Genomic DNA, 12,675 nt, shown 5'->3' with positions numbered 1-12,675 from the left:
CTACCGGCGGCACAACCGCCCCAGCGGTCACAGTAGCCACATCGTTACATTGCTTGTTGTGCTCAGCGGAATCTGGTGGCAGCGGTCGCGCAGCACGGGATTTCCGCCCTCGGCGCAGTGCCGATCCTAGACTTGTTCCATGGGCGGGCACAGCGCATCGGCAGGCACTGGAGCGCACCTTCCACGCCTTCGCCGCCTGCGGCTCCTGGCCGCGGCGGCAGCGCTGGCGGCGGTACAGGCAACGTCGGCATGCACACCCTTCGCAGCACCGCGGGCTACCGGGCCGGCACCGACTGTCGCAGCAGGGCAAGGACACATAGCTGTCGAGCTAAACCAGTCACGGGACCAATATGGCACGCCTGAGGTCCAGCTGCAGCTCACCAATACGTCAGACGCTGCTGTGACGGTGAGCCAGGCCGAAGTCGTCTCTCCCTTTTTCAAAGGAGCGATCGGCTGGATGCCCGCCGGGGGTGGCATCGAACTGCCGCCCGGCCAGCCGAAAAGCCTGCCGGCGGCGCTTCCTGCTGCAACGTGCGAGGGGCACCCCTCCCCCGACGAAGAAACGGCGAAGGCCACCGTCCTCGTGACCTCACCCGGACAGTCCCGGCGCCGGCAACTGACCTTCAACGCCTCAGATCCATTCGGGGTCCTCCGGCGCAACAATGGCGAACTCTGCCTCGCCGCCGCAGTAGCCGCCGTGGCGGACATCCGCCTGGGCACACAGCTGGAGGTGGCACCGGACGCGCGCACCGCCGTCGTCCATCTTGTGGTGGCCCCGCACCCGGCACCAGGTGGGAAAAACCCGGACCAGGCGGCCCGGTCCCTGACGATACGGAGCATTGGCGGCACTCCCCTGCTGGCCGAAGCGCCCCGGAATCCCTGGCCGGAAAACCTCACCCTCACGGCGGGTGACGGCCCCCGTCAGCTCCCCTTGCATATCCGCCCCGCCCGCTGTGACCCGCATGCCATTGCGGAGGACAAGGTGGGCACTGTACTGCCCCTCCATGTCACCGTCGACGCCAAGCAGGGACCTATCCGCGTTCCCGCAGGAGCGGTGTTACGTGCGCAACTTTATGACTTTGTTACGCGCTCGTGCGCGCAGGGTTAGCAGCGGACTATCAGGCGAGGTCAGCCCGGCATCTTAGCCGACAGTCAAAACGATTGCTTAATCTGAGAGGAGGACCTCGTATGTTATCCAAATGTGACAATCAGCGGCTGGGCGGGTTATGGTCTTTCACGTGTCCCTCCCAAGCGGGACATTCCCCTCAGCATGCCGAGCCCTGCCGCTGATACGGGATTCAATCGCTTTCCTGTTGGCAGGGACGGGGGAACCAAGTTTCCGCGGCTTTTTCAAAGCCTTGGGGTTAAGTCGATAGCGCCTCGTTCCGTTCGGGGTTGCTTTCGGCCGGGTATCTCCAACCCGAACCCGACAGCTCACCCCGCAGGCATGGGAGAGGCGATCAACCGTGTCAAAAAATTCCATCACCGCCCGTCACCGCGCGACTCCGGCCCGCTCGATCGTGCTTCAGGGTTTGGCTGTTTCCGCCAAGTCCCAGGCCCGGACGCTCGGCCGCCCGGCCCTCGCAGTTGCCGCTGCATCCGGCATCGCGTTCGGCGTCGGAGCTCCGGCCCATGCAGGCGTGACCGGCCCGGACAGCACCGAAGCCACTAACGTCCAGGCCTACTCGGCGCCCGCCGCCGCAGTTGCCGCCCCCGCAGCAGCAGCCTCCAACGTCCACACCGTTGTTTCCGGTGACACCCTGGGCGCCATCTCGGCCGCCAACGGCGTCAGCCTCAACGATGTCCTCGCGGCCAACGGGCTGGACATCTCCACCATCATCTACCCGGGCGACCAGATCACCATCCCGGGCGCCGGATACGCAGCACCCGCCGCCGCTCCGGTCCAGGCCGCATCCGCTCCCGCGAACACCGGCATGAACATCTCCTACGCCTCCACCGCCCCCGCTCCGGCACCGGCCCCGGCACCGGCACCGGCTGCTCCCGTTGCCACCGGAACGGGCACCGGCGCAGCCATCCTGGCCAACGCCTACGGCCAGCTCGGCGTCCAGCAGGATTGCACCGCCATGGTGGAGAAGGCTCTCCGCGCCGTTGGCAAGTCCGTGGGCGACCTGGCCCCGGGCCAGTTCTACCAGTACGGCTCCGTGGTGGGCACCCCCGCCCCGGGTGACCTGGTGATCACCGCCGGCCACGTGGGCGTCTTCGCCGGTAACGGCCAGGTTGTCAGCGGCGGCGTTGACGGCTTCAAGACCGAGGTCCACTCCATTAGCTGGCTCAGTGGAGCTTCCTTCGTCCGCGTAGCGTAATTTCGCTCGCATACCGAAGCAGCGCAGACAAGGGCGGCAGCCGGGATATCCCGGCTGCCGCCCTTGTCTCGTTCCCGGCCCTTCCGGGTTACGTACCGCAGAAGGTCATGTAGGTGCCGAAGTCTTCCGGCGGGCCTTCCGTGTAGCGTTCAAGGCCCGGGCGTTCATCGTAGGGAGCATTGACGGCCTGCAGCAGCCGGTGCAGCGGATCAAGGTCCCCCTCGGTGGCGGCCGCGAGCGCTTCCTCCACGAGGTGGTTGCGCGGGATGTACACCGGGTTCACCGAATCCATCAGGTCAGCGTCGGGATCCAGTGCCAGCCACTGCCCGGCCCAGGCGTCGAACGCGGCGAGGTCCAGGACCATGCCGCGGGCCGGCCGGACGTTCCCGCGCGCTGCCTGGCCGAGGTTCCGGAAGAACTGGGTGTAATCGACGGGGCCGTCCTTGAGCAGCGCAACAACCCCGTCCACCAGCTCCGATGCTGCGGCGTCCCCAGGGCTTCCGGCCGGGGCTTCCGGGAGGCCCAGCTTGGTTTTCATGCCGCTGAACCAGGCATCGCTGTACTGCTTCCGGAATTCGCCCAGGGCTTCCACGGCGGGGGCAACGGCCTGTTCCTGGTCCTCATTGAAAAGCGGCAGCATCGCTTCGGCGAGGCGGGCGAGGTTCCATTCGGCCACGACGGGCTGGTTGGCGTACGCATAGCGTCCGCCGACGTCGATGGAGCTGTAGACCGCGGCGGGATTAAAGGCGTCCATAAAGGCGCAGGGTCCGTAGTCGATGGTTTCACCGGAGATGGTCATGTTGTCCGTATTCATCACACCATGGACAAACCCCACCAGCATCCACTGCGCCACCAGCGAGGCCTGGGCGGACACTACGCCCTTAAAGAGGGCCAGGTACGGGTTTTCTGCTTCGGCAGCGGCCGGGTAGTGCCTGGCGATGGCGTGGTCCGCCAGCCGGCGCAGGAGCTCGATGTTGTCCGTTGCCCGCGCGTACTGGAAACTTCCCACGCGCAGGTGGCTGCTGGCCACACGGGCCAGGACCGCGCCGGGCAGCATGTCATCCCGGCGCACCTGCCGTCCGGTGCCCACCACGGCGAGCGAGCGGGTGGTGGGGATGCCCAGCGCATGCATCGCCTCGCTCACCAGGTACTCGCGCAGCATGGGACCGACGACGGCACGGCCATCGCCTGCCCGCGCAAAGGGTGTGCGGCCCGAGCCTTTGAGATGGATGTCCCGCAGGCGGCCGTTCGCGTCCACGATCTCGCCGAGGAGCAGGGCCCGGCCGTCGCCGAGCAACGGCGAGTAGCCACCGAACTGGTGTCCGGCGTAGGCCTGGGCCACGGGGGTTGCCCCTTCCGGCAGGTGGTTGCCGAGCAGGAGCCGGACGCCCTCGGGCATGCGCAGGTAGTCCGGGTCGAGTCCCAGCTCATGTGCGAGCGCTTCATTGAAGACCAGGAGCTGCGGGTCGGGGGCTTCCTCCGCCTGCCAGGGAACCGCCAATTCCGCCAGTTCCCGGGCGAAGCGGCCGTCGAAAGTAACTGTTGATTCTGCAGAGGCAGTCATGGGTTAACCCTATCCCTGTCGTTGGAATCCCTGTCGTTTGTCCGCCGGTTGACCAGCCAGGTAACCAGCCACAGGACAACCCCGATCACCATCAGTCCGCCGGCAATCTGGTACTGGATCACGTTGCGGCCCACCCACGGGCCGGCAAGGAACGCGCAGAGCAGTGCCGCCACGAGGGGCAGTTGGCCGGGCGAGGTGAAGAACACCTTCCGGTCGGGGTCCCGCTTCCGCCGCAGCACCAGGCAGGCCACGTTCACCACGGTAAAGACGCACAGCAGCAGGAACGCCGTGGTGCCGGACAGGTTGGCCACAATGTTGCTCTCGGGATCGCTGGTCACATAGAGGATCAGGCCCAGCGCGAGGATGGTGGAGAAGGCGATGCCGGCCCAGGGGGTGCGGCGAACGGGCAGCACCTTCCCCAAGGCCCGCGGCAGGACGTGTTGCCGGGCCATGCCGTAGATGAGGCGGCTGGCCATCAGCATGTTGATCAGGGCTGTGTTGGCGACGGCGAAGACGGCCAGGAACGGGAAGACCCGGTCGATCGGGAAGTCGGGGGAGCCTTTGTGGACCACTTCCAGGAGCGCGGCTCCCTCAGCTTCCCGGATGCCTTCAAGCTCGGTGGGGGTCAGGACGCTGACCACGGAGACCGCCACCAGCATGTAGAGGAGCACGGCGATACCGAGCCCGGTCAGCATGGTCCGGGGGAAGATCTTCTCCGGGTTCCGGGTTTCTTCCACCATGTTCACCGAGTCCTCGAAGCCCACCATGGCAAAGAAGGCGATGGAGGTGGCGGCGGTGACGGCCAGGAACAGTCCCTTGTCCTGGTAGTCGTTGAACACGAAGATTTCGCCCGGATTGCCTGTCCCCTGGGCCATAACGTAGAAGCCGACGCCGATCACGATGCACAGCGCGATCATCTCCACCAGGGTCAGCACCACGTTGAATTTGACGCTCTCCCCCACGCCGCGCAGATTGATGACCGCCAGCAGGAGCATAAACGCGAGGGCCACCGCAGTGATCACGCCCTGCCCCGGATCACCCATCACCCCGTTGATCTCCAGCCCGCCGAAAAAGTTTTGGGCCAGGACGTTCGCCGATGTCGACGCGCTGGTAATGCCGGAGCAGACCACGGCGAAGGCCACGAGGAAGGTGACGAAGTGGATCCCGAATGCTTTGTGCGTATAGAGCGCGGCCCCCGCTGCCTGCGGATACTGGGTGACCAGTTCAAGGTAGGAAAAGGCTGTCAGCGTGGCCACCACGAACGCCAGCAGGAAGGGCAGCCAGACGATGCCGCCCACTGTCCCTGCCATGGTTCCGGTCACGGCATAGACGCCGGCTCCGAGGATGTCCCCGACGATGAACAGCAGGAGGAGTTTGGGGCCGAGTACCCGTTTGAGGGCGGGTTCCTTGTCTTCGGGAGTTACGTCAAACACTTCTTCGGAAGTTGCGCTCATTGTCGGCCTCCACGCCGGGTCGGGTGGCCAGCTTCCGGACTGCTGCCACGTATTTCACTGTGATCCTCCTTGTGCGCTTTGGCAATGCTCCCGCGCCCCACGGCCGGCCCCGCCGGGACGCCGCCCTCCTGCCAGCGCTCGCGCCGGGGAAAGGCAAGCCGTTGCAGGTCGTGGGCGGCAATGACACGGGTGCTGCCCGCCCGCGCAGCGGCCTGCCCGGCAAGCATGGTGAGGTCGTCGCCGTACCTGGACGAGAAATGCGTGAGGACCAGGGTGCCGGCAGCGGCGCCTGCCGCCAACTCTCCTGCCTGCCCGGCGGTGAGGTGGCGGTACTGGTGCGCCAGCCCGGCGTCGTCGTCGCTGAAGGTGGACTCGGCGACCAGGAGGTCCACGCCGTCGGCCAGCTCTTCGGCGCCCGTGCAGGGCGCGGTGTCCATGACGAACGCGAAGCGCTGCCCGGGCCGGGGCACGCTGACGTCTTCCAGTCCGACGCCGGCGAGGGAGCCTTCGCGCTGCAGGCGCCCCACGTCAGGGCCTTCAATGCCCGCTGCCGCGAGCAGGTGGGGCAACAGGGTGCGGCCGTCAGGTTCCGTGAGCCGGTAGCCGTAGGTTTCGATGCGGTGCTTCAATGGCCGGACGTACAGCCCTTCAGCAATAGCCCCGGACGCGCCGTGGGGCTGGAGCCTCAGGTCGATCCCGGGCGAACTGATGGAAACGAGGGCCCGGACCACATCCTCCCCGGACGCGGGATAGTGGAGGTGTACGGGATGCGTGACCCCGTCCAAAGCCATGCGGGACAGCACGCCGGGCAGGCCGAAACAGTGGTCGCCGTGGACGTGGGTGAGGCAGATCCTGGTGATCTGGGTTGCCGATACACCGGCATGGATCATCTGGCGCTGGGTGCCCTCGCCGGGGTCGAAGAGCAGGCCTTCGCCGTCCCAGCGCAGCAGGTATCCGTTATGGTTCCTGGTGCGGGTAGGGACCTGCGATGCAGTTCCAAGGACAATGAGTTCACGCATGGTTGAAGGGGAAACCAAAAAGCAGGCTCCGGAGGAACCTGCCTTGTGGTGTGTCATCTGGGGGTCAGTGCCGCCTGAGCATTCCCATAATCTTGCCGGCGATGCCACTTTGCCTGCCGCCCACCGCACCGGTTGTGTGCGGGGTGCGTCCTGGTGCGCCGATGCCGCGCCGGCGCACTGTTCCGCCGGTCTCGGCCCTGCCTGCGAATCGTCCAGCGGCGTTCTTGATCATGCTTCCCAAGTTCATGTGAAACTCCTTCAGTCTTGATCTTGCCAACCGATATTCATCAGTCTGCTTAGTATTTTAGCCCACTTTGGGCCGAAGGCCAGATGCTGTTGGCTTTAGCGTTCCAGATCGTCGGGATCGAATTCGCTCAGCGGGGAACCGCCGAAGTTTTCCGTGTCGTCGCTGCCCTCGGCTTCCGCGCCGCCCGGGTTTTCGCCAAAGTCAACGTCTGCAACGGCTTGGCCGAGGGTCGGCGTGCCAGGGGGCACCTGCTCGTCGCCGGCCTCATACCGGGCTTCGGCCGTCTCGTCCCGCAGTGTCTGATCGCTGAGAAAGTCCTCTTCTTCGCCGGATACGGCCTCGTCCTGGAGCAGGGGATCTTCCTGCCAGCGGTCCGGATTGTTTTCGGCGGCACCGGGGTAGTTGTCCGGTTCGCCGGAGACGGGGTCGAGTTCGAAGGATGCGGCGGCGCCGGGAGTCTCGTCGAGAAGCACGTCGTTTTCCTCGACAACTTCCAGCTCGTCGTCAGGGAGGTTCTGTTCAGTCATGATGATGCCTTCCTCGTGATCGGCTTACCCAACAATAGTAAGCATACTGATGAACGGCAGGGGTGGAAACCAGCCGTCCGCGGGACTAAAGGTGCTGCCCGAACCAGGCCAGCGTGTCGTTCCACGCGGCCGTTGCTTGCGCTTCGTTGTAGCGCTCGCCGGTGTCGTTGTGGAAGGCATGGTCGACGCCGGGACAGACGGTGAGCTGATGGGTTACCGACGTTGCGGCCAAAACGTCGCCGAGTGCCGGCATGGCCCCGGTGATGCGCTGGTCCAGCTCCGCGTAGACGCCGAAGACGGCCGCCTTGATGGCGGGAACCTTGTTGAGGTCCGGGGCCGGTCCGTAAAACGCGGCAGTGGCTTTGAGGCCGCTCAGTTCTGTGGCCGCCTGCCAGGTAATGCCGCCGCCGAAGCAGTAGCCGTTCATGCCGATGCGGGCATGGTCAACGAAGTCCTGTGCCGCCAGGTAGTCGAAGGCCGCGGCAAAGTCGCCCACATGGCGCGGTGTACCGGCCCTGGTCAGCGCACCCGGCACGGCGTCCGGGTCCATGTCCGCCGTTCCTCCTTCCCTGCTGAGCAGGTCAAGCGCCAGGGCGCTGTAACCTGCCTTGGCAAAACGGCGGGCCACGTCCTGGATGTGGGGCGTCAGCCCGCGGTTTTCGTGGCAGATCATTACGGCAGGACCAGCCGCGGCGCCGTCCTGCCGGGCGAGGTAGCCGCTGATGTCCGTGCCGCCGGAGGGGAAGGTGACGGTCGACGTCGTTATCCCCTGCGTGCCCTCCGGAACGGACAGGGGGCTCTTGGCTCCCGGGACGGCGCCCGACGTCGACGTGCCGTTGCCCGCCGTCGAGGATGACGGGCTGGGCGTGGGCATGGGGTCCGTACTGCGCGGGACCTCCTCGGGCGTGCAGCCCACGAGAAGCATGGCGGCGGAAGCGGCGGTCATACTCCCGGTGATGAATGCCACCCGGCGGGTGAAGGTCCGGTGGGTCATGTCGCCGGCCCGGTAGTCGTCGAAGAATTCCTCGATTAGGTACTTTTCGAATTTGCCCAGCTGGACCATGGCCGCCTCCTGGAGTAGATCACCATCGTTGCCTAACTCCAGGCCGAGGACAAGGGGTTTTCGGCTGCCTGGACCGGTCGGTTGCCTCTTCTCCCGGGGTGCCAATGCTGTTAGATTTGCACCCCTGAAGGCTGGCCGCTGCCAGGACATTCCGGAAGGACCGATGATGCTCTCTGACACGTCACGTCCCGTCATCGAGGCGACCCTGCCCGTGGTCGGAGAGCATATCGGGGAGATCGCCAAACGCTTCTACAAGCACATGTTCGAAGCGCGGCCGGACCTGCTGGACGGTCTCTTCAACCGGGGCAACCAGGCGGACGGCCGCCAGCAGCAGGCGCTGGCCGGATCAATCGCTGCGTTCGCCAGGTATTTAGTGGAGAAACCGGACCAGCTGCCTGACCACCTGCTGTCACGCGTTGCCCATAAACACGTCTCGCTCGGCCTGAGCCCGGACCAGTACCAGACCGTCCATGACCACCTGATGTGGGCAATCGTCGATGTGCTGGGCGACGCCGTTACCCCGCCGGTTGCCGAGGCCTGGGACGAGGTCTACTGGCTGATGGCGAACATGCTGATCAACAAGGAACGTGGCCTCTACAACGCGGTGCACCTTTCACCGGGCACCATCTGGCGGACGTGGCGGGTGGCCGAGCGCATCCAGGAGACCGAGGATGTGGTCACCTTCGTGGTGGAAAGGACCGACGAACGCGAGGTCAAGCCCTCCCTGCCCGGACAGTACGTGACCATCAAAATGCTCATGAACGACGGCGTGCATCAGCCGCGCCAATACAGCCTCACCCGCGCGGACGACGGGAAACACCGGCATTTCGCGGTCAAAAGGGTGCACGGGCTGGGCACTCCCGACGGCGAGGTGTCCAACCTGCTGCACAACGACGTCACGGTGGGCGACGAAGTGGTGCTGTCAGCGCCTTTCGGCGACGTGGTGCTGGGGTACACGGACAGGCCGGTGGTTCTGGCGAGCGCAGGGATCGGCATCACTCCGATGGCCGGAATGCTGTCCCACCTGGTGAAGGCCGGCTCGCAGCGCCAGGTGATGTTCCTGCATGCAGATGACAGTCCGGCCTCGTTTCCGCTCCGCCGGCAGGTCATCGAAGACCTCAGCCTGCTGGCTGACGGATCCCTGTACACCTGGTTCCTGAATCCGAATGAAGGTCCAGGCGGCACCTCATTCCAGGGGTTCATGGATATCAACGCGGTGGAGTTTCCGATCGACGCCGAGTACTACCTCTGCGGCCCGCTGCCGTTCCTCCAAGCCGTCCGGAGCGACCTGATCGCTACGGGAATTCCGGCGAAAGACATCCAGTACGAAGTCTTCGGGCCGGATCTCTGGCTCGCCGACTTCCAGTAGCCCATAGAGAGAGGACAGCATGGCACAGTTCACGGGCAAAGTTGCGCTGGTCACCGGAGGCGGCTCCGGCATCGGCGAGGCAATCTGTAAGGAACTCGCCGCCAAGGGTGCCAGCGTGGTGGTAACCGACATCAATCTGGAGGCGGCGGAGCGCGTTGTCCAGGAAATCGTTGGCGACGGCGGGACCGCCTCGGCCGTCCGCCAGGACACGGCGAACAAGGAGGACGCCGAGAAGGTTGTCCGCCACGCCGTTGACACCTACGGGGCCCTCCATTTAGCCGTCAACAATGCGGGCATCGGCGGCAAGCAGGCACCCGCCGGCGAAACCGACCTGGACGAGTGGGACAAGGTCATCGGCATCAACCTCAACGGTGTGCTGTACGGCATGCGGTACCAGATACCGCAGATGCTCGCTGCCGGCGCGGACAAGTGCGCCATCGTGAATATGGCCTCCATTCACGGAAGTGTCGCAGCCCTGGGGAACGGCGCTTACACCTCGTTGCCTTCCTCCTGTCCGAGGACGCATCGTTCATGACCGGTGGCTACTACCTCGTTGATGGGGGATACACAGCCGTCTGACGGAGAGGCGCCGTCCATCCGGGCCGCCGCTTTTCGTTCACTCGCAATACGGTCGGGACGGATGTGGAGTAAGGACAACGGAGTGGCTGGAAGCAAGAGGATGAGCGGACCGCACTGGCGGCGTGTGATGGCAGCTCTCGCCAACGATGACGCACGAGCCGCGTACGCGCACATAGTGCTCGGCGCCGAGGTCCCTGGTGATGCCAACGATCAACGGCGAAAGCGGGCCGTCGCTGCCCTGCTTGATTCCGGTCTTGTGGAACGGAATGCTTCCGGTCATTTGGAGGCATCCGGATCGATGTTCCGTGACCTTCTGGGGCAGCAACCGCGACGGCAGGCGCAGACAGGTTTGGACCGGTTCATGCGCCTGGGCAGGATTGAGAGGTATCCCGCTAATAAGGCAGAGCGGCGGGAGCTCCTGGCCTGGATAGTCAGTCAGGCCATCAAGCCGGGTGAAACCCTGACGGAGAGACAGGTCAATGAACGGCTCCTCAGCTATACCGACGACGTAGTGCTGCTGCGCCACTACCTGGTGGACTTCGGGCTGCTGTCACGTACGCCGTCAGGCTCCTCGTACTCGTTGCCGGAAGAAGAACACGCTTAGGGTTTCATCCCGCCACTTATGCTGGTCGGGTGACTCCCGCCCCCTCCCCCAGCCCGCTCGACGTCGTAGTCCATTCAGGGCCGGCTGACTGGTGGGTAATACTTGCCGGTCTGGGACCCCTGGCCGTTCTCATTGCGGCCCTTCTGGCTTTTTACATCAACTGGCGCACCCTCAAGCAGCGCACGGCTGCAGACAAGACGGCACTGGATCAAAAGCGGGAAGCGGACGTGCAGGCGCTGAGGCAGAAGACCGAAGCTGACAGCCGCGCCGAATGGTGGCGGCGGACCCAGTGGGCGCTGGACCGCGCATTGGACGACGATGAAGGGACCAAAGCCCTGGGGCTCGCAACGCTGGAAGTTCTGGCGCGGAGCGAACTGGCGCGCGAGGAGGAACTCGAGTTGTTCGATATCGCCTGGAAGAACGTCTCCGGCGATGAGAACGGGGAGGACTACGACTCCGCCCAGGATGTCCCGTCCGTGGACTCCGATGGAGACATGGGCGACAATGAAATGACTGGTAAGCACAAGACTGAGGAGGTTGGACAATGAGCGCTGCATCATCTGAACACCGGTATGTCCATACTCCCCGGAGCACCACCGCCAAACCGGCGAAGAAGAAGGGCACGCCTGCCGAGCACCGTGTCCAGGTTGCAGCGGCCAGGCTACGGGTGACGCTCGATGAGCGTCTCGGACGTGAAACGCCCGCCAAAACCAAGGCACTGGCCAAGGAACCCATCTAGTCCGGCTGCCCGGCTAAAGCAGTGGCAGCAGTAATTCTGGGATGGAATACGGACGGGCGGAACCCGTGGAACTACCGGGACGCCGTCGAGCAGGTCAGGGAAGCCGGCCGGTTTTTTGTCCGCTGGGGTATTAATCGACGCCGGAACATTGGGCCCGGAACGGAAGTTTGGCTTTTCCTCCACGGCAGCAGTGACGCAGGCAGCGGCCTGATCGGCCACGGTGCTGTGCTCACCGGGATCTGCCAAGCGGGGCATCGCCAGGATGCGCAGGCAGACGGGCAGTATGTCGGTGTCGTCTTCGACGCCTTGCTGCCCCTTGGCGAGCAGATAAGGCCGGACGTGTTGGCCACAGCAGTGCCCGGCGTCCGGTGGGGCAACGCGATCCGCCAACCGACGACGGTCCCGTTGTCGGCGGAGCCTGGGCTTCGCCTGCTGTGGCGGGAGCTGGGACCTGCCGCCGCCACCATCAACGAACTGGTTCCAGGAACCTACCCGGTGGAGGCGGTCAGCAGTATTGAAGTGAACCGCTATGAACGCGACCCGGACGCGCGGCGAATATGCCTGGCGTTCCATGGCACGTCATGCGCTGCCTGTGGTTTCTCCTTCGAGGCGCGTTACGGTGAACTCGGAGAAGGATTCATCCACGTCCACCACACTGTGCCGGCATCCCTGCTGGGCAACGGATACCAACTGGACCCCGTCGCGGACCTTGTGCCCCTGTGCGCCAACTGCCACGACATGGCGCACCGGGACGCCGGCACAGCACGCAGTGTCACGGAACTTCGAAACATCATTGCTAGCGCAGGCCACCTTCGCGGCGAGATGGTGGCTGAGCAAACACTGGAGGCGCAGGAGAACGCCCTGCGGATCCTTAATGCGGGCCTGGACTGACGGTGCGGGCAGGCAGTTACTGCCCTGCCGGCGTTGTCCCGAACATCAGTGTGCGTCGGCGGACGTCGTAGTACACGGTCGCTGAGCGTTTCAGGAGGCCTTGGAGTACCTCGGCGTCCTCTGCGTCAAGGGTAAGGACCTCCTCCCACGCCCCTTGGTCAAGGACCAGCTGGAGGGTCCAGGTGCCCGGCTTTCCGGCGTCCCCGGCCACCCAGCTGAACTGGTAGTGGTTAACCTGTCGGACCTGGATGCTGTCATCGGTGATTGGTTGTTTTGGTGTGGGGCTCATGGTCCC

General features: G+C 64.9%; 14 protein-coding genes, 1 pseudogene and 1 riboswitch. Of the genes and pseudogenes, 8 read left to right on the top strand and 7 right to left on the bottom strand.

The features are described 5' to 3' along the window. Positions 1 to 139: 139 nt before the first annotated feature. The gene (locus tag AC5RWA_RS18870; protein ID WP_494058661.1) at positions 140 to 1,108 is read left to right on the top strand and encodes a hypothetical protein; all 969 of its coding nucleotides are present in this window, start codon (positions 140 to 142) and stop codon (positions 1,106 to 1,108) included. A gap of 185 nt (positions 1,109 to 1,293) precedes the next feature. After that, positions 1,294 to 1,463: riboswitch (cyclic di-AMP (ydaO/yuaA leader) on the top strand. 3 nt (positions 1,464 to 1,466) lie between these two features. After that, the gene (locus AC5RWA_RS18865) at positions 1,467 to 2,324 is read left to right on the top strand and encodes a C40 family peptidase (protein ID WP_079596258.1); all 858 of its coding nucleotides are present in this window, start codon (positions 1,467 to 1,469) and stop codon (positions 2,322 to 2,324) included. Positions 2,325 to 2,412: 88 nt separating this feature from the next. On the opposite strand, the gene AC5RWA_RS18860 is transcribed toward AC5RWA_RS18865, so the two are convergent. The 6 genes from AC5RWA_RS18860 to AC5RWA_RS18835 form a co-directional block, all read right to left on the bottom strand. After that, complete coding sequence (locus tag AC5RWA_RS18860) at positions 2,413 to 3,888, bottom strand: protein adenylyltransferase SelO (protein WP_275726886.1); 1,476 nt, start codon at positions 3,886 to 3,888, stop codon at positions 2,413 to 2,415. After that, positions 3,885 to 5,342 (bottom strand): APC family permease, encoded by a 1,458-nt coding sequence (locus tag AC5RWA_RS18855; protein ID WP_494058660.1) that lies wholly within the window; start codon positions 5,340 to 5,342, stop codon positions 3,885 to 3,887. The genes AC5RWA_RS18860 and AC5RWA_RS18855 overlap by 4 nt, the downstream gene beginning before the upstream one ends. Continuing rightward, the gene (locus tag AC5RWA_RS18850; protein WP_494058659.1) at positions 5,339 to 6,361 is read right to left on the bottom strand and encodes a ribonuclease Z; all 1,023 of its coding nucleotides are present in this window, start codon (positions 6,359 to 6,361) and stop codon (positions 5,339 to 5,341) included. Before AC5RWA_RS18850 ends, AC5RWA_RS18855 begins: the two co-directional genes overlap by 4 nt. A gap of 64 nt (positions 6,362 to 6,425) precedes the next feature. After that, positions 6,426 to 6,608: a hypothetical protein gene (locus AC5RWA_RS18845; protein WP_275726880.1), complete on the bottom strand. Its 183-nt coding sequence runs from the start codon at positions 6,606 to 6,608 to the stop codon at positions 6,426 to 6,428. A gap of 95 nt (positions 6,609 to 6,703) precedes the next feature. Next, positions 6,704 to 7,135, bottom strand: coding sequence for a hypothetical protein (locus AC5RWA_RS18840; RefSeq protein WP_079596263.1), 432 nt, complete (start codon positions 7,133 to 7,135; stop codon positions 6,704 to 6,706). 85 nt (positions 7,136 to 7,220) lie between these two features. Continuing rightward, on the bottom strand, positions 7,221 to 8,198 hold the full coding sequence (locus AC5RWA_RS18835) for a dienelactone hydrolase family protein (protein WP_494058658.1): 978 nt from the start codon (positions 8,196 to 8,198) through the stop codon (positions 7,221 to 7,223). A 166-nt stretch (positions 8,199 to 8,364) separates the two neighbouring features. Between AC5RWA_RS18835 and AC5RWA_RS18830 the strand changes: the two genes are divergently transcribed. The 6 genes and pseudogenes from AC5RWA_RS18830 (at position 8,365) to AC5RWA_RS18805 (ending at position 12,380) form a co-directional block, all read left to right on the top strand. After that, a complete protein-coding gene (locus AC5RWA_RS18830; RefSeq protein ID WP_494058657.1) occupies positions 8,365 to 9,567 on the top strand; it encodes a globin domain-containing protein in 1,203 nt (400 codons plus the stop codon). A gap of 19 nt (positions 9,568 to 9,586) precedes the next feature. Then, positions 9,587 to 10,146 (top strand): annotated as a pseudogene (locus AC5RWA_RS18825) (SDR family NAD(P)-dependent oxidoreductase). Between the two features lie 82 nt (positions 10,147 to 10,228). Beyond that, positions 10,229 to 10,750 carry a DUF2087 domain-containing protein gene (locus AC5RWA_RS18820; RefSeq protein ID WP_494058656.1) on the top strand — a complete coding sequence of 174 codons (522 nt, stop codon included), beginning with the start codon at positions 10,229 to 10,231 and terminating at the stop codon, positions 10,748 to 10,750. Positions 10,751 to 10,779: 29 nt separating this feature from the next. After that, positions 10,780 to 11,298 (top strand): hypothetical protein, encoded by a 519-nt coding sequence (locus tag AC5RWA_RS18815; RefSeq protein WP_079596266.1) that lies wholly within the window; start codon positions 10,780 to 10,782, stop codon positions 11,296 to 11,298. Then, on the top strand, positions 11,295 to 11,489 hold the full coding sequence (locus AC5RWA_RS18810; RefSeq protein ID WP_494058655.1) for a hypothetical protein: 195 nt from the start codon (positions 11,295 to 11,297) through the stop codon (positions 11,487 to 11,489). The genes AC5RWA_RS18815 and AC5RWA_RS18810 overlap by 4 nt, the downstream gene beginning before the upstream one ends. A 21-nt stretch (positions 11,490 to 11,510) precedes the next feature. Continuing rightward, the gene (locus AC5RWA_RS18805; protein ID WP_494058654.1) at positions 11,511 to 12,380 is read left to right on the top strand and encodes an HNH endonuclease; all 870 of its coding nucleotides are present in this window, start codon (positions 11,511 to 11,513) and stop codon (positions 12,378 to 12,380) included. 16 nt (positions 12,381 to 12,396) lie between these two features. Here the strand turns inward: AC5RWA_RS18805 and AC5RWA_RS18800 are convergent, their stop codons facing one another. Next, positions 12,397 to 12,669: a hypothetical protein gene (locus AC5RWA_RS18800; protein ID WP_079596269.1), complete on the bottom strand. Its 273-nt coding sequence runs from the start codon at positions 12,667 to 12,669 to the stop codon at positions 12,397 to 12,399. Between the last annotated feature and the right edge of the window lie 6 nt (positions 12,670 to 12,675).

The organism is Arthrobacter sp. 210 2, assembly GCF_059093025.1.
The sequence above is the reverse complement of the archived record's forward strand: the minus strand, read 5'-3'. Positions and strand labels throughout refer to the sequence as shown.